This is a genomic window from Pedobacter roseus (genome assembly GCF_014395225.1).
In the GTDB taxonomy this organism is placed as follows: Bacteria; Bacteroidota; Bacteroidia; order Sphingobacteriales; family Sphingobacteriaceae; genus Pedobacter; species Pedobacter roseus.
In genome coordinates, this window is record NZ_CP060723.1 from 3878591 (window position 1) to 3900471 (window position 21881).

Here is a 21881-nt window from a genome sequence, read left to right on the forward strand (position 1 = left end):
CCTATTATGAACTACCAACAAACGCTTGATTTTTTATACAGTAAACTCCCGATGTTTACCCGCGTTGGTGCGTCTGCTTTTAAAAAAGATTTAACCAATACCATTATTCTTTGCAAAGCTTTGGATAATCCACAAAATAAATTTAAAAGCATTCATGTAGCTGGTACAAATGGGAAAGGGTCTACCTCGCACATGTTGGCTTCTGTATTACAGTCGCAGGGTTATAAAACAGGCTTATACACCTCTCCACACTTAAAAGATTTTCGTGAGCGCATCCGTATCAACGGAAAAATGATCAGCAAAACGGAAGTAGTATCATTTGTAAAAGAACAGCAAAAACTCATCGAAAAAACTGAGCCTTCATTTTTCGAAGTAACCGTTGCCCTTGCATTCGATCATTTTGCAAAACACCAGGTAGATGTAGCCGTAATTGAGGTGGGCTTGGGTGGAAGATTAGATTCGACCAATATCATTACACCACAAATTTCCGTCATCACCAACATCAGCCTCGATCATACCAATATGCTAGGCAACACACTTGCCGAAATTGCTGGCGAAAAAGCAGGCATCATCAAAAAGAATATACCGGTAGTTATTGGTGAAACGCAGGAAGAATCGGCTCCGGTTTTTATTAAAAAAGCCAAAGCTGAAGACGCTCCTCTTGTTTTTGCTGACCAAGTATTAACTGCGCAGGATTTTAAAATCAAAAACAGTAAACTTTCCCTTTCCGTTTATCAGGAGAATAAAATCAAATACAAAGATCTTCAAAGTGACCTTACCGGAGTTTATCAACATAAAAACATATTAACCGTTCTCCAAACCCTGGCGGTACTGAACGAGAAAACTGAAATTAAAACTGATCAGGAAAGTATCTATAAAGGCATCAGTCAGGTTAAAAAGCAAACGGGTTTACAAGGACGTTGGCAAACTTTGAGCAGAAATCCTTTGGTGATATGTGATACCGGCCATAATGAAGCTGGGATTACCGAAGTAATCAAAAACATTGCACAAACCCCTTATCAGCATTTACATATTGTTTTCGGTATGGTGAACGATAAGGATATTTCGAAAGTTTTATCCCTAATGCCAAAAAATGCTACTTATTATTTCTGTAAACCTGATTTAGAACGGGGTTTAGCAGCCGATGAACTGAGACAACAGGCTACAAAATTTAATTTACAAGGAAAAAGTTATGCATCTGTTGCCGAAGCAAAAGCAAATGCTATACAATCGGCCGATATAAAAGACCTGATTTTTATCGGTGGAAGCACATTTGTTGTGGCCGAAGCGATATAAAATCTTTACATAAACTTCAAAATATCTTCACTTAAAAGTTATTAATTTAGCCCTTTAACTAAAACACAATGAAGAAAATCTCCTTTCTAATCTTTTCCATTTCTATTTTTTCGCTTTCCATCTCCTCAGCTCAGACAAAAAAAACAATACCAGCACAGCCTAAAGCATTTCCTGCAGAAGTTGCACGCCCTAAACTAGTGGTTGGCCTGGTAGTTGATCAGATGCGTTGGGATTATTTATACCGTTATTATAACCGCTACACCAATGGTGGTTTTAAAAGATTGATTAATGAAGGTTTTTCAGTAGAAAATACATTTATTCCATATACACCTACTTATACTGCTTGCGGCCATACCTGCATTTATACAGGTTCGGTTCCAGCGGTTCATGGCATCATCGGTAACGATTGGTATGATCCTGAAACTAAAAAGAATGTTTATTGTACAGAAGATTCTTCGGTATCAACAGTTGGCAGTACACCTTCATCAGAAGGCAATATGTCGCCAAAAAATATGCTAACCACTACCATCACTGATGAGTTAAGGTTAGCGACAAATTTTAGAGGCAAAGTAATCGGTATTTCTTTAAAAGATAGAGGATCCATCCTGCCTGCCGGCCACGCGGCAAATGCGGCATATTGGTATCAGGGTAGCACCGGAAACTGGATTACCAGTACTTATTACATGAAAGAAGTACCCACCTGGATTGCTGATTACAACAAACTAAAATTAGCGAACAAGTTTTATGCAAAAAACTGGGAAACCTTATATCCAATCAATACCTATGTAAACAGTACCGCTGATGAGAAAGCTTATGAAGGCAAATTGAGTACATTTCCACACCAATTGACCCAAAACGTTGATAAAAATTTCGATGCCATCAGAAGTACGCCTTATGGCAATACCATCACTTTAGACCTTGCTAAATTGGCCATCCTTTCAGAAGATTTAGGTCAGGATAACATAACAGATTTCTTAGCGGTAAGCTGTTCATCTACCGATTATGTGGGTCACGCTTATGGTCCGAATTCAGTAGAAGCAGAAGACACTTATTTACGTTTGGATAAAGATTTCGAAGAGTTTTTTAACTACCTGGATAAAAAAGTAGGTAAAGGAAACTATACTGTATTTTTAACCGCCGATCATGGTGCCGCCCATGTACCAGGCTTTATGCAAGAGAATAAATTACCTTCAGGTGTGGTAAGCGACCGTGATATTGCAAACAAATTAAACACTTATTTAAATGATAAATTTAAGGTAAATAACGTGGTTTTAAAATCGCAGAACAACCAGATCATTTTTGATCATGATAAAACAGATAAAGGTGACGTAAGTTTCGATGTTATTAAATCTGCATCAGTTGAATTCTTAAAAAGATTAGATGGTTTCCAAAATGCAGTTGATATTGCTAAAATATCGCAGTCAACTCTTCAGGAAATCCAGAAAAAAATGATTACCAATGGCTACAATGCCCGTAGAAGCGGCGATATCTATTATGTTTTACAACCCAACTGGTTCAATGGTAGCAGTACTGGTACCACGCACGGAAACTGGAATCCTTACGATTCACACATCCCATTGGTTTTTATGGGCTGGGGAATTAAAGCTGGAGCATCCAATAAAACACATTATATGACCGACATTGCGCCTACGCTGGCTGCGCTGCTCCATATTCAAATGCCAAATGGTAACGTCGGAGAACCGATCACCGAAATCACCAATAAATAATCTTTAAAAACTATGCCTAACAGCATAGTTTTTTTGTTTTATAGATTTTATAATAATGACTTACCGCTAAGATGATCTCAGGTGACTAAGGTGGTAACAAAATACGGTAAACCGTTTTATAAATATTTAACCACCTCAGTCACCTTAGCGCACCTAAGATTCTATACAGTAATTTCGTATTGCGGCTTACATGGTCTCAAATGTCTGATATGGTAAAAAATTTAAACTATATTTTTTATTTTAGATCATGTCAACATATACCGCCATCAAACTTACCCCCATGCTCGAATCGCATAATATGCAGGCAACCCTAACCTTTTATACCGAAATATTAAACTTCACGTGCGATGCAAAATTAGATGATCTTAGCTGGTTAAGTCTTAGCAAAGATGCTGTAGAAATCATGTTCTGTATCCCTAATGAACACCGTAACATCCCAAAACCGATCATGAGCGGTTCTCTTTATATCAAAACAAATGAAGTCTCATCGCTCTGGGAAAGTTTAAAAGATCAATGCGAAATTTGCTACCCGCTTGAAGATTTCGACTATGGCATGAGGGAGTTTGCCATTTACGATAATAACGGTTATTTACTGCAATTCGGGCAGGATTTATAACTGAACCAAAAGCCATAACGGTATAGGGTATTCGTGCTTTAAGCAGCATAATTTAGTACATTTGCATACCAAATATATTTGGAAACAAGGATTGGTTACCAGAGCATACCCATCCTTTAAATCCCATAGTATGCAACAAGTAGAAATTTATAAGCCTAAAAATAAAATCCGTTTTGTAACAGCTGCTTCCCTTTTCGACGGACACGATGCCACCATCAACATTATGCGCCGTATCCTCCAGTCTTCAGGTGCCGAAGTGATTCACCTTGGCCATAACAGGTCGGTTGATGAAGTGGTAAACTGTGCCATTCAGGAAGATGTTCAGGGTATTGCCATGACTTCCTACCAGGGCGGACATATCGAATATTTTAAGTACATGTACGATCTCCTGCAGGAAAGAGGCTCAGGCCATATTAAAATATTTGCAGGTGGCGGCGGTGTAATCCTGCCTTCAGAAATTGAAGAATTACAGGCTTATGGGATTTCTAAAATATATTCACCAGATGATGGTCGTAAAATGGGTTTACAAGGTATGATTAACGACATGCTCATACAAACCGATTTCATAACCAAAGCCAACATTACCAACGAGCTCGAAACTATTCAACCAAAGATATTAAAGCCATCGCCGGAGCCATTACCGTCGCAGAAAATGATCCCGAAGGCGCTCAGAAATTTGTTGATGAATTAAAAAAACTCTCAAAAAATAACACCGCCCCTATTTTAGGGATCACCGGAACGGGTGGTGCCGGAAAATCATCTCTGGTGGATGAACTGGTACGACGTTTCCTGGTAGAAGTAAAAGATAAAACCCTTGCCATTATCTCTGTTGATCCTTCGAAAAGAAAAACAGGCGGAGCTTTATTGGGCGACCGTATTCGCATGAATGCCATTAACAATCCCAGGGTTTACATGCGTTCTTTAGCCACCCGTCAGGCAAACCTTGCTTTATCAAAAAATGTACAGGAAAGTATCGATATCTGCAAAGCCGCAGGTTATGATTTAATCATCGTAGAAACCTCAGGTATCGGCCAGTCTGATACCGAAATTACCGAGCACTGTGATGTATCACTTTACGTAATGACTCCCGAGTTTGGGGCAGCTACACAATTAGAGAAAATCGATATGTTGGATTTTGCTGATCTGGTAGCCATCAATAAATTCGATAAACGCGGTGCTTTAGATGCCCTGCGTGATGTACGCAAGCAATACAAGCGCAACCATAATATTTTCGATGCCAAAGACGATGAAATTCCAGTTTATGGCACCATGGCTTCGCAGTTTAACGATCCGGGCATGAATAACTTGTTTGTGGCTTTAATGGAGCAGATCAAATTAAAAACAGGAACTGATTTTAAGGCCAAAATGGAATTAACTTCCGATCAATCCGAAAAAATCTACATCATCCCACCCGATCGCATCCGTTATCTCGCAGAAATTGCCGAATCGAGCCAGATGTATAACGAATGGGTAAATAAACAGGCAACCATTGCCCGGAAAATGTACCAGCTGAAAGGTGTAATTGATTTATTAAGCGAAAATAATACACCTCTTCCAGAGGGGTGCCCGCAGGACGGGGTGTCAAAGAGTTTAAATACAACCTACGATTTTTTCGAAGAACAACTCGATGGTGAATGCAAACGCTTACTCCGCCAATGGCCAGAAACCAAAAGAGCTTATAAAGAGGAATTTTTCATTTATAAAGTCCGCGATAAAGAAATTAAACAGCCATTATTTTACGAATCACTTTCCAAACTGAATATCCCTAAAGTATCCTTACCAAGGTATGAAGACTGGGGCGATATTTTAAGGTGGTTACTAACCGAAAACCTTCCAGGCGAATTCCCGTATGCGGCAGGTGTTTTTCCACTAAAAAGAGAAGGCGAAGACCCTACAAGGATGTTTGCAGGAGAAGGGGGGCCTGAAAGAACAAATAAACGTTTTCACTATGTTTCTTTAGGTCAGCCGGCGCACCGTTTATCTACAGCATTTGATTCCGTTACCCTTTATGGCGAAGATCCTCACATCCGTCCTGATATTTATGGAAAAATCGGTAATTCAGGCGTGAGTATTGCCACCTTGGATGATGCTAAAAAACTGTATTCCGGTTTCGATCTTTGTGCACCTTCAACCTCTGTATCGATGACCATTAACGGTCCAGCCCCAATGTTATTGGGCTTTTTCATGAATGCAGCAATTGATCAGCAATGTGAAAAATACATCATTGAAAATGATTTAACCGAAGAAGCTCAGGCCAAAATTGATTCCATCTACAAAGCTAAAAAGATACCGAGACCAACATACAATGGTACTTTGCCTGAAGGAAACAGCGGTTTAGGTTTAATGCTTTTGGGCCTTACCGGCGATCAGGTTCTGCCTGCCGATATTTATGCGCAGATCAGGGCTAAAGCCATCAGCTCGGTTAGGGGAACTGTTCAGGCCGATATTTTAAAAGAAGATCAGGCACAGAATACCTGCATATTTTCTACAGAATTTGCCTTGCGGATGATGGGCGATATCCAGAAATATTTCATTGATGAAAAAGTAAGGAATTTCTATTCAGTATCCATTTCAGGTTATCACATTGCCGAAGCAGGTGCCAATCCGATTTCGCAACTGGCTTTTACCTTAAGCAACGGTTTTACCTTTGTAGAGTATTACTTAAGCAGGGGCATGCATATTGATGATTTTGCACCTAACTTATCTTTCTTCTTCTCCAATGGCATTGATCCTGAATATGCGGTTATTGGACGCGTAGCGAGAAGAATCTGGGCCAAAGCCATCAAGAATAAATACAAAGGAAACGATCGATCACAGAAGCTTAAATACCATATTCAAACTTCTGGTCGCTCTTTACACGCGCAGGAAATCGATTTTAACGATATCCGTACCACTTTGCAGGCCTTGTATGCCATATACGATAACTGTAATTCGCTACACACCAACGCTTACGATGAAGCCATTACCACACCTACTGAAGAATCGGTAAGAAGAGCTATGGCCATCCAGTTGATCATTAACAGGGAATTAGGCCTCGCGAAGAACGAAAATCCTTTACAAGGCGCTTTCATCATCGAAGAGCTGACTGATCTGGTTGAAGATGCAGTTCTTGCCGAATTTAAACGGATCAACGATCGTGGTGGTGTTTTAGGCGCGATGGAAACGATGTATCAGCGCGGAAAAATCCAGGAAGAAAGTTTATACTATGAAACGCTTAAACATACCGGTGAATATCCTATTGTGGGTGTAAATACATTTTTAAATAAAAATGGTTCCCCTACTATTGTTCCCGGCGAAGTAATCCGCGCCACCGAAGATGAAAAACAATATCAGATTTCGGCTTTACAAAAGTTTCAGGATCGCAACGCAGATCGTTCTGCAGATTTATTAAAACAACTGCAAAAATCGGCCATTGCAGGCGATAACATTTTTGAACAGTTAATGGAAGTCTGCAAAATTTGCTCATTAGGTCAGATTAGCAAGGCACTTTATGAAGTAGGCGGACAATATAGAAGAAACATGTAAATGAGAACAATAGTATTATTTTTTATACTCGGTTTTTCTTTTAAAACCTGGGCACAGGAAATGCCACAGTCTTCTTTTATTTTGGTATTGGGTGTCGCCCAGGATGGTGGTTACCCACATATTGGCTGTCAGAGAAACTGCTGTAAAATGGCTTGGAAAGATGAAAAATTAAGAAGAAATGTCGTTTCACTTGCTTTAGTCGATCCTAAAACCAAAAAATGGTGGTTGTTTGAGGCTACCCCAGATATTAAGGTACAACTTCAGGATTTCAGAAAAAGAACAAATGAAGCATATCCATACTTACCAGAAGGTATATTTATTACCCATGCCCACATTGGCCACTACACGGGCTTAATGGAGTTTGGTAGAGAAGTAATGTCTACAAGTAGCTTAAAGGTTTATGTACTTCCTAAATTAAAATCCTTTCTCGAACAAAACGGTCCCTGGAGTCAGTTGGTAAAACTCAACAATATTAACCTCATCACATTAAGTACCGATCAGCCAATTGATATTTCCAACAATAAAATAACGGCCTTTACTGTTCCACACAGAGACGAATTTTCGGAAACCGCCGGTTTTAAGATCGAAACACCAGCTAAAAAATACCTTTTTATCCCCGATGTCGACAAATGGAGCAAATGGAATAAAAATATCATCGATGAAGTAAAAAAAGTAGATGTTGCCATGATAGACGCCACTTTTTATAGCAATACTGAATTAGGTAACAGGCCAATTGCAGAAGTTCCGCATCCATTAGTCACCGAAACAGAAGAATTGTTTAGCAAAGAGGATCGTAACATCAAAAATAAAATCTTCTTAATTCACTTCAACCATACCAATCCCCTACTTTGGGATCCAAGTACCCAAAAACAGGTTTTAAAAAATGGATTCAACTTTGCCAAACAGGGCCAGATTTTTTATTAACCGTTAGCCCTTCAATATTTTCACCAAAGGCTTCTCATTATATTTGAATAGACTTAATCTCGTATCTCGAGATCTAAGTAGGCTTTCATTTTTTGGAGCGCAGGTTTCTGTGCGCATGGGTTGGGTTCGGTCCTGCTGTCCGCTAAATCCTTTTGGGGAACCATTCTCACAGAATCAATACAATCTTTGCCCAAAAGTGATACCGCTGCCATCAGGGCTATTTTAGCTGGGACAGAACATTGAAGATGTAAAAGATGGATGATGTAAAATGGATGATGGAACTGATCTGCGTAGATCAGCGTTATCTGTGGGAGCAAACCCTTAACTTTTCTTAACTCCTTAATGGTGGGAAATAACGCATAGATCTTTTTACCATTAAGAAATTAAGGCCATTAAGAAATATAGCCTGATAATTACCTTAAACCTTTTCATACCTTAATAATAGGGACCGCTTCCATCAGGGCTATTTTAGCCGAAACAGAACATAGAAGATGTAAAATGGATGATGGAATTGATCTGCGTAAATCAGCTTTATCTGCGGGAGCATACCCTTAACTTTTCTTAACTCCTTAATGGTGGGAAATAAAACGTTCTGTAAAAATGCTATAAACGAAGAAAACCCTTTAACGATGTTGTTAAAGGGTTTCTTTTAAGATTTGGCACCGACCTACTCTCCCACGTGTTACCGCAGTACCATCGGCTCTGGTGGGCTTAACTTCTCTGTTCGGAATGGGAAGAGGTGGACACCACCGATATAGGCACCTAAATTTCTTTAGATAAGCTATCTCGAGCTTAAATGACATATTATTGAAAGAAGTTAGTTTGAAGAACAAACAACAGTCTGTTTGCTTTGAAAGCTTCGGATGATTAGTACTACTCGACTGTGCTGTCGCCAGCTTTACATCTGTAGCCTATCAACGTAGTAGTCTGCTACGGTCCTATATGGAATTCTCATCTCGTGGCTAGTTTCGCACTTAGATGCTTTCAGCGCTTATCTATTCCCAGCGTAGCTACTCTGCAATGCCCCTGGCGGAACAACAGATTCACTAGAGGCTGGTCCAACCCGGTCCTCTCGTACTAAGGTCAGCCCCACTCAAAATTCCTACGCCCACAACAGATAGGGACCGAACTGTCTCGCGACGTTCTGAACCCAGCTCGCGTGCCACTTTAATCGGCGAACAGCCGAACCCTTGGGACCTTCTCCAGCCCCAGGATGTGACGAGCCGACATCGAGGTGCCAAACCTCCCCGTCGATATGAGCTCTTGGGGGAGATCAGCCTGTTATCCCCAGCGTACCTTTTATCCTTTGAGCGATGGCCCTTCCATGCAGAACCACCGGATCACTATATCCGTCTTTCGACCCTGATCGACCTGTATGTCTCACAGTCAAGCAAGCTTATGCTATTGCACTCCGCGTACGGTTACCAAGCGTACTGAGCTTACCTTTGAAAGCCTCCGTTACCTTTTTGGAGGCGACCACCCCAGTCAAACTACCCATCAAACAATGTCTCCCGAATGATCGGGATTAGACACCGAATACAGAAAGGGTGGTATTTCAACGTTGGCTCCACGACGCCTAGCGACGCCGCTTCAAAGCCTCCCACCTATCCTACACATCCTGTATCCAATGTCAATGTTAAATTGTAGTGAAGGTGCATGGGGTCTTTCCGTCCCGTTGCGGGTACCCGGCGTCTTCACCGGGACCACAATTTCACCGAGCTCATGGCTGAGACAGCGCCCAGATCGTTACACCATTCGTGCAGGTCGGAACTTACCCGACAAGGAATTTCGCTACCTTAGGACCGTTATAGTTACGGCCGCCGTTTACTGGGGCTTCGATTCAATGCTTCTCCTTGCGGATGACATCCCCTCTTAACCTTCCAGCACCGGGCAGGTGTCAGGCCTTATACCTCATCTTTCGATTTTGCAAAGCCATGTGTTTTTGTTAAACAGTCGCCTGGGCCTTTTCACTGCGGCTGACATTGCTGCCAGCTCCCCTTCTCCCGAAGTTACAGGGCCATTTTGCCGAGTTCCTTAGCCATGATTCACTCGAGCACCTTAGAATCCTCTTCCCGGATACCTGTGTCGGTTTGCGGTACGGGTTTTTATAACCTGAAGCTTAGCGGTTTTTCTTGGAAGTCTGATTACCTGCGCTATCCACTCACCCGAAGGCTTGCGGTACTATCGACTTTCAGCTAGACTGGCGGATTTGCCTACCAATCTAATACCTACTGTCTTTAACGATCTATTCCGTCAGATCGCGGCAGTGTCACTACTCCGTCCCCACATCGCAGTTATAAAAAGTACTGGAATATTAACCAGTTGTCCATCGAATTTCCCCTTCGGGTTCTCCTTAGGTCCCGACTAACCCTGATCCGATTAGCGTTGATCAGGAAACCTTATCCTTTCGGTGGGTGGGTTTCTCGCCCACCTTATCGTTACTTATGCCTACATTTGCTTTTCTAGAAACTCCAGCACCCATTACCAGGTACCTTCGCTGTCGCTAGAATGCTCCCCTACCGATATATTTCAATCCCATAGCTTCGGTGTACAGTTTAATGCCCGTTTATTATCCATGCCCGATCGCTCGACTAGTGAGCTGTTACGCACTCTTTAAATGAATGGCTGCTTCCAAGCCAACATCCTAGCTGTCTGTGCAATCGGACCTCGTTAGTTCAACTTAACTGTAACTTGGGGACCTTAGCTGATGGTCTGGGTTCTTTCCCTCTCGGCGCGTGACCTTAGCACCCCGCGCCTCACTGCAGATCATATTTCATAGCATTCGGAGTTTGTCTGGATTTGGTAGGATTTGACTCCCCCGCACCCAATCAGTAGCTCTACCTCTATGAAACTTAATATCCACGCTGTTCCTAAAAACATTTCGGGGAGTACGAGCTATTTCCCAGTTTGATTAGCCTTTCACCCCTACCCACAGATCATCCGGAAACTTTTCAACGTTTATCGGTTCGGTCCTCCAGTACGTGTTACCGCACCTTCAACCTGTCCATGGGTAGATCACAAGGTTTCGCGTCTACCCCCTCTGACTATACGCCCTATTCAGACTCGCTTTCGCTTCGGATCCGTGCCTGAAGCACTTAACCTTGCCAGAGAGGAGTAACTCGTAGGCTCATTATGCAAAAGGCACGCCGTCACACCACTTGGATGCTCCGACCGCTTGTAAGTACACGGTTTCAGGTTCTATTTCACTCCCCTGTTCGGGGTTCTTTTCACCTTTCCCTCACGGTACTGGTTCACTATCGGTCTCTCAGGAGTATTTAGCCTTACCGGATGGTGCCGGCAGATTCCCACAAGGCGTCTCCGACCTCGCGGTACTCAGGATACTACTAGCCTAGCATTCTATACGTGTACCGGGCTATCACCGTGTATCGCTGGGCTTCCCATCCCATTCCACTTCTGTTTGCTAATGACACATCGTAGTCCTACAACCCCACTAATGCCGTAACATTAATGGTTTGGGCTCTTTCCCTTTCGCTCGCCACTACTTAGGAAATCATTGTTATTTTCTCTTCCTCTGCTTACTTAGATGTTTCAGTTCGGCAGGTTTGCTCATTATATGTGACATGTCTTCAACATGCCGGGTTGCCCCATTCGGAAATCTTCGGATTAATTCCTATTTGCAAATACCCGAAGCTTATCGCAGCTTATCACGTCCTTCATCGCCTCTGAGAGCCAAGGCATCCCCCGTGTACTCTTTATTACTTTCTTCTACTCATACGCCTTTTGCGCCGTATGGTATGCTTTTTTTGCTCTTGTTATGATGTCTCATACTTATTGGTTTCTTGCGATCCCTTTAAGTGAGCACAAACACAACAGTCGCCTATTGTTGTTTGCTCTTCTTTTTTAACTTCTTCCAATATGTCAAAGAACTTTACTGAACCTGAAGGCCGAAGGTATAAAGGCGGAGGGTTTCATTGTCCCCAACCTAAGCTTCGTTCCAGCTTCGTTAGTAAAAAACTGCGGTCTCGAACCGTTTCATACTTTTATTTGTATGTGCCCCATGGCGTTTTCTTCTTTCTTAATCTTTATGTCAATGTATGTTACCAATCCTGGTAAGCTTTGTATTATGTGGAGAATAACGGAGTCGAACCGTTGACCTCCTGCGTGCAAGGCAGGCGCTCTAGCCAGCTGAGCTAATCCCCCAAAAGGATTTGAATGTAGTCCCGTCCAGATTTGAACTGGAGACCCCTACATTATCAGTGTAGTGCTCTAACCAGGCTGAGCTACGGGACTTCTTGTTTAAGGTAGGCTTTACTTAGTCGCAGTATATAGTATCTTACCGCTACTGCTTCCCTTTTTGGCTTACCCTTCTTGTCTCCGTTGCGCTATACCTTTATAGTATGCCCACCGTTTTCTTCTGGGTGTTTCTTTTGTTTTTTAAAAGTATTCAGTATCAAGTATTAAGACCTTCAGCCTTATTACCCTCTACCTTCTACCTTATTTGAAATATCATGTTGCGTTGCGGGTAGGCGGTGCTACTCCAGAAAGGAGGTATTCCAGCCGCACCTTCCGGTACGGCTACCTTGTTACGACTTAGCCCCAGTTACCGGTTTTACCCTAGGACGCTCCTTGCGGTTACATACTTTAGGTACCCCCAGCTTCCATGGCTTGACGGGCGGTGTGTACAAGGCCCGGGAACGTATTCACCGCGTCATTGCTGATACGCGATTACTAGCGAATCCAACTTCATGGGGTCGAGTTGCAGACCCCAATCCGAACTGTGAATGGCTTTGTGAGATTCGCATCATATTGCTATGTAGCTGCCCTCTGTACCATCCATTGTAGCACGTGTGTAGCCCCGGACGTAAGGGCCATGATGACTTGACGTCGTCCCCTCCTTCCTCTCTGTTTGCACAGGCAGTCTGTTTAGAGTCCCCACCATAACGTGCTGGCAACTAAACATAGGGGTTGCGCTCGTTGCGGGACTTAACCCAACACCTCACGGCACGAGCTGACGACAGCCATGCAGCACCTAGTTTCGTGTCCTTGCGGACTGATCTATCTCTAGATCATTCACTAACTTTCAAGCCCGGGTAAGGTTCCTCGCGTATCATCGAATTAAACCACATGCTCCTCCGCTTGTGCGGGCCCCCGTCAATTCCTTTGAGTTTCACCCTTGCGGGCGTACTCCCCAGGTGGAACACTTAACGCTTTCGCTTAGCCGCTGACTGTGTATCGCCAACAGCGAGTGTTCATCGTTTAGGGCGTGGACTACCAGGGTATCTAATCCTGTTTGATCCCCACGCTTTCGTGCCTCAGCGTCAATAAGACCATAGTAAGCTGCCTTCGCAATCGGTGTTCTGAGACATATCTATGCATTTCACCGCTACTTGTCTCATTCCGCCTACCTCTAGTCCATTCAAGCCCATCAGTATCAAGGGCACTGCGATAGTTGAGCTACCGTCTTTCACCCCTGACTTAACAGGCCGCCTACGCACCCTTTAAACCCAATAAATCCGGATAACGCTTGGATCCTCCGTATTACCGCGGCTGCTGGCACGGAGTTAGCCGATCCTTATTCTTCCGGTACATTCAGCTACTTACACGTAAGTAGGTTTATTCCCGGATAAAAGCAGTTTACAACCCATAGGGCAGTCTTCCTGCACGCGGCATGGCTGGTTCAGAGTTGCCTCCATTGACCAATATTCCTTACTGCTGCCTCCCGTAGGAGTCTGGTCCGTGTCTCAGTACCAGTGTGGGGGGCCATCCTCTCAGATCCCCTAGTCATCGTCGCCTTGGTGGGCCGTTACCCCGCCAACTAGCTAATGACACGCATGCCCATCTCAATCCTATAAATATTTGAACATTGGATAATGCTATCCTGTGTTTTTATGCGGTGTTAATCCGGATTTCTCCGGGCTATCCCCCAGATTAAGGTAGGTTGCATACGCGTTACGCACCCGTGCGCCACTTTCGATAAAAGCAAGCTTCTATCTATCGTTCGACTTGCATGTATTAGGCCTGCCGCTAGCGTTCATCCTGAGCCAGGATCAAACTCTCCATTGTAAAATGTGTTGTAAGATGCTGACCAGTTTTAACTATTGTTAAAAATAGTCTTCTTTTTTTTATGTTGTCTGTTAGACACCACCTTTAAAATAAAGCAAAATAATCATGTACTTTGATTAGTACTCCATTACCCCGCTACGCTACATTGACATCTCTTTTAAGAACTTATTGATCTGGTAAACCTCACGGCAGATCTTTATATTGTTAAACCCTTACTCCGTTAAAGTCTTGTTAGTCTTTAGCTTCGTGCCGGTATTTTCAATCTTGTTTTTGTTGTTTGTGCAACATCCGCTGCTCCAACTTTTTTGCCCTTCCTTTCGGTTGGGAGTGCAAAGGTAAGGATCTTTTCCGAACTTCCAAATAAAATAAATTTTATTTTTTTAGCCTTCTTTTTCTTCTTTCCTCTATTTCAATATGCTGGTGTTAACCAGCTTTCCGTTCTTCCGAACCGGGCTGCAAAGGTAGCAATCTTTTTCTCTTCCGCAATATTTATTTTAAAATAAATCCTGCCCTCTTTATCACTAAGCCATCTTTTCAACAAAACCCTTCCTCCGAAGCGGGATGCAAAAGTAGGAAAATTCTCTACAACACCAAAGGATATTTAGGGAATATTGCGCGGTTTAACGTAAGTTGATGGTTTACAGCAGGAAAAAGTTTCGCTGCGCTTAAAACTTTTTGGAAGAATAGGTGTTTAGCGCGGGTTTATCAAACCGATCAGGTTTAAAAAACTGATCGGTTTAGAGGTAAAGGCCTTTAAAACTTCCGGATTACCTGCCCACCTAAACCCGATAGCAGCGGAAAACCCGAAGGTGAGGAACGAACCAAGGCTTTGAAGCGGATAGCGGGAACATAATTATATAGTAGCACGAAACCTGCTTTGCTGAAAAAATGCCCACAGCGAAGTGAAGACTTGTAATGAAAAGCGCGAACATAACTATACAGTAGCACGAAACCTGCTTTGCTGAAAAAATGCCCACAGCGAAGCGAGGACTTGTAATGAAAAGCGGGAACATATTTATATAGTAGCATAATAAATGCTGTGCTATAAAAAACGAGTGTATACGTTATAGTATATAAGCATACCTTATATATATGTTAAAATTTGTTAACTGTTATATTCTACTGAATTGCTTTGCATAGCTTAGCGGCGAATTGTTTTTATTGATGTTATCGTATTATTAATTATCTTTGCAGAATGTTTAAAGTTAAACACTTAATTATTTTAGTATTTGTTGCCGCTCTGGGTATTGCGGGTTGTAAAAGTCGTTTCGAGAAATTGAGAGCGAGTAATGACGTTGCAAAAAAATACCAGGAGGCGCTTCGTTTGTATAATAAACGCGATTACAGTAAAGCATTGGTGCTTTTTGAGGACCTATCTCAAAAATACCGTGGCCGTGCAGAAGCTGAGGACCTGAATTATTATTATGCTTATACTTTATATAGATTAAGTGATTACACTACAGCCAGGTACCAGTTTAAAAGCTTTGCTGATACTTACCCGGCCAGTAAAAATGCAGAAGAAGCCAGGTATATGGGTGCTTATTGTTTCTATCTGGAATCTCCGGCTTTCTCTTTAGATCAGGAAAACACCTATAAAGCGATTGATGCATTACAATTGTTCATTAACTTATACCCTACCAGCGACCGTGCTGCAGCTGCAGCTAAGTATATTGCCACTTTAAGGGGTAAACTGGAAGACAAGGCTTTTGAAAATGCGAAGATGTATTTAACTACCGGCCCGAGTAATGTAGATAATTACAGAGCAGCAGTTATTGCCTTAAAAAACGCACAAAGAGATTACCCAGATATTAAATATGCTGAGGAAATGGATTTTCTGATGATCAGGGCACAATATCTATACGCCAAAAACAGTTATGTGATTCGCCAGGAAGACCGTTATAATGAGGCACTTGCTTTGTATACCGAGTTTACTGAAAATCACCCGGACAGCAAATTTACAAAAGATGCTAAAGGGCTTAAAGAAGATGCTGAAGCGGGTATTGTGGCTACCAAACAAGAACTGGCTTTATATGCTGCCGATCAGGAAAAATACAAGCAGATGTTGATCAGAACCGGTAAATTAAAAGATACTGTTTCTGCAAAACCAACTAACGCAGATAATACGAATATTAAAAACAAGTAATAGATGAATACTAACAAACCTGCTGTACCAAATACTACAGTAACCAGAAACGTACACGATTTAGATAAAACTACTGATAACCTTTACGAATCATTAGTGGTAATTGCTAAAAGAGCAAATCAGATCTCGAACAACGTTAAAGAAGAGTTACACGGTAAATTGGCAGAATTTGCTTCTAGCAACGATAATTTGGAAGAGATTTTCGAAAACCGTGAGCAGATTGAAATCAGCAAGCACTACGAGCGCATGCCTAAGCCTGTTTTGGTTGCTATTGATGAATTTTTGAATGAGAAAATTTATCACAGAAATCCTGCTAAAGAACAAAAGTAATTAGCAGAGGGCAAAGAGCATGGCGCAATTCTTAAGCATATCGATGCTCTATGCCCCATGCCCTACACGCTATGCTCAAAAATAAAAATATAATCCTTGGCGTTTGCGGTAGCATCGCAGCATATAAGTCGGCATTTTTGGTTCGGCTGCTCGTTAAAGCTGGCGCAAACGTAAAGGTTATTCTTACCACTGATGGTGCTAATTTCATTACACCACTTACCCTTGCTACGCTTTCTAAAAACCCGGTTTATACGCAATATTTCGAAGAAGAAACAGGCGTATGGAGTAACCATGTAGAGCTGGGCTTATGGGCCGATCTCATTATTATTGCTCCGATAAGTGCCAATACTTTGGCTAAACTGGCAACCGGAATCTGCGATAATTTACTAACTGCGGTTTACCTTTCGGCCAAATGTCCGGTGTATGTTGCGCCCGCCATGGATTTGGATATGTGGAAACATGAAACTACCCAAAGTAATATTGAACGTATTATCAGTTTCGGGAATACGGTTATTGCTCCTGCCAATGGCGAACTGGCCAGCGGACTTTGGGGCGAAGGCCGAATGGCTGAACCTGAAGAAATTGTAGCTTTCATGGATAATGCCATTAAAAAAGCTTCACCTTTATTTGGAAAGAAGGTAATGGTAACTGCCGGTCCTACTTACGAGGCTATAGATCCTGTACGTTTTATTGGCAACCACTCTTCAGGTAAAATGGGTTTTGCCCTGGCAGATGAATTGGCCAAACTGGGTGCTGATGTTACTTTAATTGCCGGACCCACTGCACAAAAAGCTGCACAAAATTTAAAAAGGATTGATGTAGTAAGTGCGCAGGAAATGTTCGAGGCCTGTAATTCTATATTTGCTGAAACTGATATTACCGTAATGTGTGCCGCTGTGGCCGATTATCGGCCTAAACAGGTTGCCACCCAAAAGATTAAAAAACAAGACAGCGACCTGGTTCTGGAACTGGAAAAAACAACCGATATCCTCGCCTCTTTGGGGAGAGCTAAAAAAACGAATCAAATTCTGGTGGGCTTTGCCTTAGAAACCAATGATGAAGAGAATTACGCAAAAGGCAAACTGGAGAAGAAAAACCTTGACCTGGTTGTTTTAAATTCTTTAAATGATAAGGGTGCAGGTTTTAAATCAGATACCAATAAAATTACTATTTTTAACAAAGCTTTGGAACGTACCGTATTCGAGATGAAATCGAAAAGCGACGTGGCTAAAGATATTTGTGCTGCCATTTTAAAAATTGCGAAATGATAAAAAAGATTTTTTGGATATTGTTATTGGTTGGTTACGGAAAAGTACAGGCACAGGAACTAAATGCAAGGGTAACTTTGCTGGCCCCACAGGTTTCGAACATCAGTAAGCCAACTTTAGATGCTCTTCAAAAAACCATCCGCGATTTTTTAAACAATAATAAATTCAGCAACGAAAGTTACAAACCACAGGAACGCATTGAATGCAGTTTTGTCATCACCATCAATTCGTGGGATGGCGGCTCTGGTTACACTGCCGAAGCACAGATTCAAAGCAGTCGCCCGGTTTTTAACAGTTCTTACAACAGTACACTGTTAAACATGAGTGATAAAAATTTTGATTTTAGTTATCTTGATGGTTCTACAATCGATTTTTCTGATCAGAACTACATTTCGAATATCAGTGCCCTCCTCACCTACTATGCTTATACCATTATCGGAATGGATAAGGATAGCTTTAGCAAAATGGGCGGAACACCTTTTTATAAAAAAGCACAGAACATTATCAATTTAGCACAGGCATCGGGCAATACAGGCTGGAAAGCTGCTGATGGTTTACGCAACCGTTTTTGGTTTAACGAAAATGTACTGAACCCAATATTTAGCGAACTGCGCAATTTCATCTATAGCTACCACCTAAACGGATTGGATCAGCTTACGGATAACGATAAAGGTTTAACCCAGATTGTAGCTGCACTACCTGCTCTTCAGCAAATGGACAAACAAAAACTAGGTTCTATTTTTCCGAATGTTTATTTCGCGTCGAAAGCGGAAGAGGTAACCAATGTCCTTTCTAAACTAAACGGACAGGAACGCATGAAAGCCTATAATATGCTGGCAGAAATTGATCCGGCGAATATTGGCAGGTATGAGGGGCTGAAGAAGAATTAGTTTGTTGGTTAAGCGGTTAATTGTTTAAATCGGTTAATCGACCCGCAATACGCCTAACGCCATACGCTAAGCTAGCCAATTTTTGCTTGCAGACATTTTTTAGAAAAGCAGCAACAGTGTTTCAATTAAAAGCAAGTCCTGCTTTTGTTCATACGCCTGCAGGCCTTACACACAGGCCGGTATCCACGTCAATCAGGTTTAACAATTCAAGTCAGTTTTTCTTAGGGGGGGTTCCTTTCTAAAGCCTAATAAACGTGCAGCACTTCCCCTCCCCCGCATACCTTATCACAATTAACCTTTTTCTTATGCAGCACTTCCCTATAACAACATTCTATATCACAGTTAACCGATTAACCAGTTTATACAGTTAACCCAATATTATTCCTTTTCTTAGATGCAACATTTTTCCATTCCCTGCGTCTTATACTACAATTAAACAGTTAACCAATTTCAACAATTAACCACTAAAAGTTAAAAATTTGTTAAAATATTTTGTTATTACGAATATCTTCGTACATTTGATTACGAAATAATTCGTACAACTGTAAAACATGAGCAATCACAACATCAAACCAACAGAAGGTGAAATGGAAATCCTCCAGGTGCTTTGGCAAAAGGGGAATGCAACGGTAAGAGAAGTGCATGAAGCATTGAATAAAAAAGACTCGGGTTATACCACTACGTTAAAGCTGATGCAGATTTTGCATGAGAAAGGAATGGTAGAAAGAGATACCAACCAAAAAACACATATCTATAAAGCATTGGTGAGCCAGGATAAAACTGAAAAGCAATTGGTAACCAAAATGATCGATAATGTATTTAACGGATCGGCTGCCAGATTGGTGATGCAGGCTTTAGGTAACCACAGTGCCAGTGCGGATGAGATTGATGAAATCAAAAAATATTTAGATAGCCTTAAGTAAGGTTAAGGTGAGGGTTGAAAAGTGTAGGGTTTGGGTCCCTAATAAACATTAACATTTTCGGTTTATCCCGGCATAAAAAATTAAAACCACCGTTATGGAAACTTTATTACAACAGTTTATCAAAGCATTTGGATGGAGCATTTTAAATTCGCTTTGGCAAAGTGCCCTAATTTATGGCGTCCTGTTCATCATCATGCTAAGCATACCTAAATTACCAGCAAAACATAAGCACAACCTGGCTTTTGGTGCCATTATTTTAATGTTTGCCGGCTTTGCCTACAATTTCATCAATCAGTTGCTGCAGAGTATGAGCAGTCAGGTAGCTCCCATTAACCCACAAAACATACAGGTTTATCAATATTTCAATAACCTTCCTCAAAGTTTTAGCAGCAAAGCAGAGCAGTACTTCCCTATCGTTATTCTATTTTATATTATTGGTATTCTGCTACAGTTATTTGTTATTGTTAAGGGTTATGGTCAGCTATCTAAACTGAAAAAAGAAAGTTTAAGCGCCATTCCCGATAGCTGGAAAGCTATTTTCGAACAGGTTACTGCTCAGCTTAAAATCAAAAAAGCCATTAAATTCCATTTATCTTCTATTGTTAATGTGCCTTTGGTTATCGGTTACTTAAAACCAGTGGTACTGTTTCCGCTGGCCCTGGTGAACCAATTGGATAACGATCAGGTAGAAGCGATTTTAATCCACGAACTATCACACATCAGAAGAAACGATTTCCTACTGAACCTGATCAAAACCGCAATCGAAACCTTATTATTCTATAATCCATTTGTTTGGATGGCCGGTAGGTTTATACACATTGAACGTGAGCATGCCTGTGATGACCTGGTTTTGAAAATTACCGGAAAACCATTGAACTATGCTCATGCCCTGCTTAAACTCGAACTCCTGAAAGATAAAACCAGTCCGGCTTATGCATTAGCTGCCACAGGCAAGACCCAAAATTTGTATCAACGCATTAAGAGAATAACCAACATGAAAACAAATTATTTAAACGCCAAACAGCAAATGGCAGCCCTAACTTTGGGTGTAGCCTGCTTGTTTTCTATTGCCTGGATTAATCCAACCGAAAAGAAAAAAGAAAGTAAAAAACAACCTAAACAAGAGATTTTTAGCGTACGGTCTGCCAACGGAACCATAAGCCACCTGATCTGTACCGATACCACCAAAAAACGTAAAATCAAAATTGTTACCATTGATGCAAACGGCAAGAAAACAGAATACAACTCAGTAAAAGAAATGCCTGATAGCTTAAGAAAAGATTTTTACAGAGACGAGCTTTTTGCTGATAAGGGCATTTATCGCATCCATGCCGATAGCTCATTTAAATTTAGATTTAACGATTCGTTGGTTCGCAATAAAATTTTTAAAGAGTATAATTCACCAGAAGCCCAGGCTAAATGGAAAAAATTCGGTGAAGACATGGCCAAACAATACAATTCGCCAGAGGCGCAAGCAAAATGGAAAAAGTTTGGTGAGGATGTAGCCAAACAATACAACTCCCCAGAGGCACAAGCCAAATGGAAAAAGTTCGGTGAAGAGATGAATAAAAAAATGAACTCACCAGAGGCACAGGCAAAGTGGAAAAAAATGGGTGAAGACATGGCCAAAGAATTCGGTTCACCAGAGGCGCAGGCAAAATGGAGGAAAATGGGCGAAGATATGGCTGCGAAAATCAACACGCCAGAGTTTAGGGCTCAATTGGATAACATCAGGATACAAGCTTTGAAATCCGGAGATATGGCTCATTTATCTGGTTTAACACAATTACAGTCTGATTCAATATTTAAAGGAAACAGACATACCGTTACTGGCCCGGATGGTGCTGTATTTTATTTCGACAACAACAACAAAGTAAAGCAAACTGAGGAATACAAAAAGCTGAAAGAAAAATTCGATATCGAGGTGAAGGAACTGAAAGAGAAAATGGAGAAGAAAGAGAAAAAAGAAAAAGTTGAAAGCGGTAACAAAAGCTCACAGATCAGTCCTGCTGTAATGCTTTACAACAATAAAAATTTTTCAGACCCTGCTAAAACATTAAAAATTGAGAATGCAGTAGTAACATACAAAAAAGCTGATTTTAAAAATGCAGATCAACTCGCGGTAAAAAGCTTTGTACAAAATGGCAACCTAACTATTGCCAATAACAATACCATCAACATTTCAATAAAATAAAACAACACACAGCCAAACAGA

At 41.4% G+C, this 21881-nt stretch carries 12 protein-coding genes, 2 tRNA genes and 3 rRNA genes; 12 read left to right on the forward strand and 5 right to left on the reverse strand.

Annotated elements, in window-relative coordinates:
- Positions 1-6 precede the first annotated feature (6 nt).
- From H9L23_RS15875 to H9L23_RS15895, 6 genes are all read left to right on the forward strand, one after another.
- On the forward strand, positions 7-1296 hold the full coding sequence (locus H9L23_RS15875; RefSeq protein ID WP_187591333.1) for a bifunctional folylpolyglutamate synthase/dihydrofolate synthase: 1290 nt from the start codon (positions 7-9) through the stop codon (positions 1294-1296).
- Between the two features lie 68 nt (positions 1297-1364).
- Positions 1365-3023: an alkaline phosphatase PafA gene (gene pafA, locus H9L23_RS15880; RefSeq protein WP_187591334.1), complete on the forward strand. Its 1659-nt coding sequence runs from the start codon at positions 1365-1367 to the stop codon at positions 3021-3023.
- Between the two features lie 247 nt (positions 3024-3270).
- On the forward strand, positions 3271-3639 hold the full coding sequence (locus H9L23_RS15885) for a VOC family protein (protein WP_223190987.1): 369 nt from the start codon (positions 3271-3273) through the stop codon (positions 3637-3639).
- A 130-nt stretch (positions 3640-3769) separates the two neighbouring features.
- A complete protein-coding gene (locus H9L23_RS26660; RefSeq protein ID WP_246474713.1) occupies positions 3770-4330 on the forward strand; it encodes a cobalamin B12-binding domain-containing protein in 561 nt (186 codons plus the stop codon).
- A complete protein-coding gene (locus tag H9L23_RS15890) occupies positions 4276-7164 on the forward strand; it encodes a methylmalonyl-CoA mutase family protein (RefSeq protein ID WP_246474960.1) in 2889 nt (962 codons plus the stop codon). Before H9L23_RS26660 ends, H9L23_RS15890 begins: the two co-directional genes overlap by 55 nt.
- Entirely contained in the window at positions 7165-8088 is a 924-nt protein-coding gene (locus tag H9L23_RS15895; RefSeq protein WP_187591335.1) for an MBL fold metallo-hydrolase, read from the forward strand.
- 654 nt (positions 8089-8742) lie between these two features.
- On the opposite strand, the gene rrf is transcribed toward H9L23_RS15895, so the two are convergent.
- The 5 genes from rrf to H9L23_RS15920 all read right to left on the reverse strand — a co-directional run bounded on the left by rrf (position 8743) and on the right by H9L23_RS15920 (position 14112).
- Positions 8743-8854: ribosomal RNA gene (gene rrf, locus H9L23_RS15900) — 5S ribosomal RNA — on the reverse strand.
- A gap of 82 nt (positions 8855-8936) precedes the next feature.
- A 23S ribosomal RNA gene (locus H9L23_RS15905) occupies positions 8937-11814 on the reverse strand.
- 361 nt (positions 11815-12175) lie between these two features.
- Positions 12176-12249: transfer RNA gene (locus tag H9L23_RS15910), tRNA-Ala, on the reverse strand.
- Between the two features lie 15 nt (positions 12250-12264).
- Positions 12265-12339 (reverse strand) — tRNA-Ile (locus tag H9L23_RS15915).
- 251 nt (positions 12340-12590) lie between these two features.
- Positions 12591-14112 (reverse strand): 16S ribosomal RNA (locus tag H9L23_RS15920).
- Together the 16S, 23S and 5S rRNA genes with 2 tRNA genes alongside form the textbook arrangement of a ribosomal RNA operon.
- Before the next feature lie 1195 nt (positions 14113-15307).
- Between H9L23_RS15920 and H9L23_RS15925 the strand changes: the two genes are divergently transcribed.
- The 6 genes from H9L23_RS15925 (at position 15308) to H9L23_RS15950 (ending at position 21860) form a co-directional block, all read left to right on the forward strand.
- Positions 15308-16255 carry an outer membrane protein assembly factor BamD gene (locus H9L23_RS15925; protein ID WP_187591336.1) on the forward strand — a complete coding sequence of 316 codons (948 nt, stop codon included), beginning with the start codon at positions 15308-15310 and terminating at the stop codon, positions 16253-16255.
- A 3-nt stretch (positions 16256-16258) separates the two neighbouring features.
- A complete protein-coding gene (locus tag H9L23_RS15930) occupies positions 16259-16585 on the forward strand; it encodes a DNA-directed RNA polymerase subunit omega (RefSeq protein WP_025145617.1) in 327 nt (108 codons plus the stop codon).
- A gap of 71 nt (positions 16586-16656) precedes the next feature.
- Entirely contained in the window at positions 16657-17853 is a 1197-nt protein-coding gene (gene coaBC / locus H9L23_RS15935) for a bifunctional phosphopantothenoylcysteine decarboxylase/phosphopantothenate--cysteine ligase CoaBC (RefSeq protein ID WP_187595505.1), read from the forward strand.
- Entirely contained in the window at positions 17850-18743 is an 894-nt protein-coding gene (gene porD / locus H9L23_RS15940; protein ID WP_187591337.1) for a type IX secretion system protein PorD, read from the forward strand. Before coaBC ends, porD begins: the two co-directional genes overlap by 4 nt.
- Before the next feature lie 551 nt (positions 18744-19294).
- Positions 19295-19666: a BlaI/MecI/CopY family transcriptional regulator gene (locus H9L23_RS15945; RefSeq protein ID WP_025145620.1), complete on the forward strand. Its 372-nt coding sequence runs from the start codon at positions 19295-19297 to the stop codon at positions 19664-19666.
- Positions 19667-19760: 94 nt separating this feature from the next.
- Positions 19761-21860, forward strand: coding sequence for a M56 family metallopeptidase (locus H9L23_RS15950; protein ID WP_187591338.1), 2100 nt, complete (start codon positions 19761-19763; stop codon positions 21858-21860).
- Positions 21861-21881: the final 21 nt, after the last annotated feature.

Bases quoted from the DNA above. Each gene is read 5' to 3' on its own strand.
- H9L23_RS15875 (WP_187591333.1), top strand. From the start codon at position 7: ATGAACTACCAACAAACGCTTGATTTTTTATACAGTAAACTCCCGATG.
- H9L23_RS15950 (WP_187591338.1), top strand. From the start codon at position 19,761: ATGGAAACTTTATTACAACAGTTTATCAAAGCATTTGGATGGAGCATT.
- H9L23_RS15930 (WP_025145617.1), top strand. From the start codon at position 16,259: ATGAATACTAACAAACCTGCTGTACCAAATACTACAGTAACCAGAAAC.
- H9L23_RS15925 (WP_187591336.1), top strand. From the start codon at position 15,308: ATGTTTAAAGTTAAACACTTAATTATTTTAGTATTTGTTGCCGCTCTG.
- pafA (WP_187591334.1), top strand. From the start codon at position 1,365: ATGAAGAAAATCTCCTTTCTAATCTTTTCCATTTCTATTTTTTCGCTT.
- porD (WP_187591337.1), top strand. From the start codon at position 17,850: ATGATAAAAAAGATTTTTTGGATATTGTTATTGGTTGGTTACGGAAAA.
- H9L23_RS15895 (WP_187591335.1), top strand. From the start codon at position 7,165: ATGAGAACAATAGTATTATTTTTTATACTCGGTTTTTCTTTTAAAACC.
- coaBC (WP_187595505.1), top strand. From the start codon at position 16,657: ATGCTCAAAAATAAAAATATAATCCTTGGCGTTTGCGGTAGCATCGCA.
- H9L23_RS15945 (WP_025145620.1), top strand. From the start codon at position 19,295: ATGAGCAATCACAACATCAAACCAACAGAAGGTGAAATGGAAATCCTC.
- H9L23_RS15885 (WP_223190987.1), top strand. From the start codon at position 3,271: ATGTCAACATATACCGCCATCAAACTTACCCCCATGCTCGAATCGCAT.
- H9L23_RS26660 (WP_246474713.1), top strand. From the start codon at position 3,770: ATGCAACAAGTAGAAATTTATAAGCCTAAAAATAAAATCCGTTTTGTA.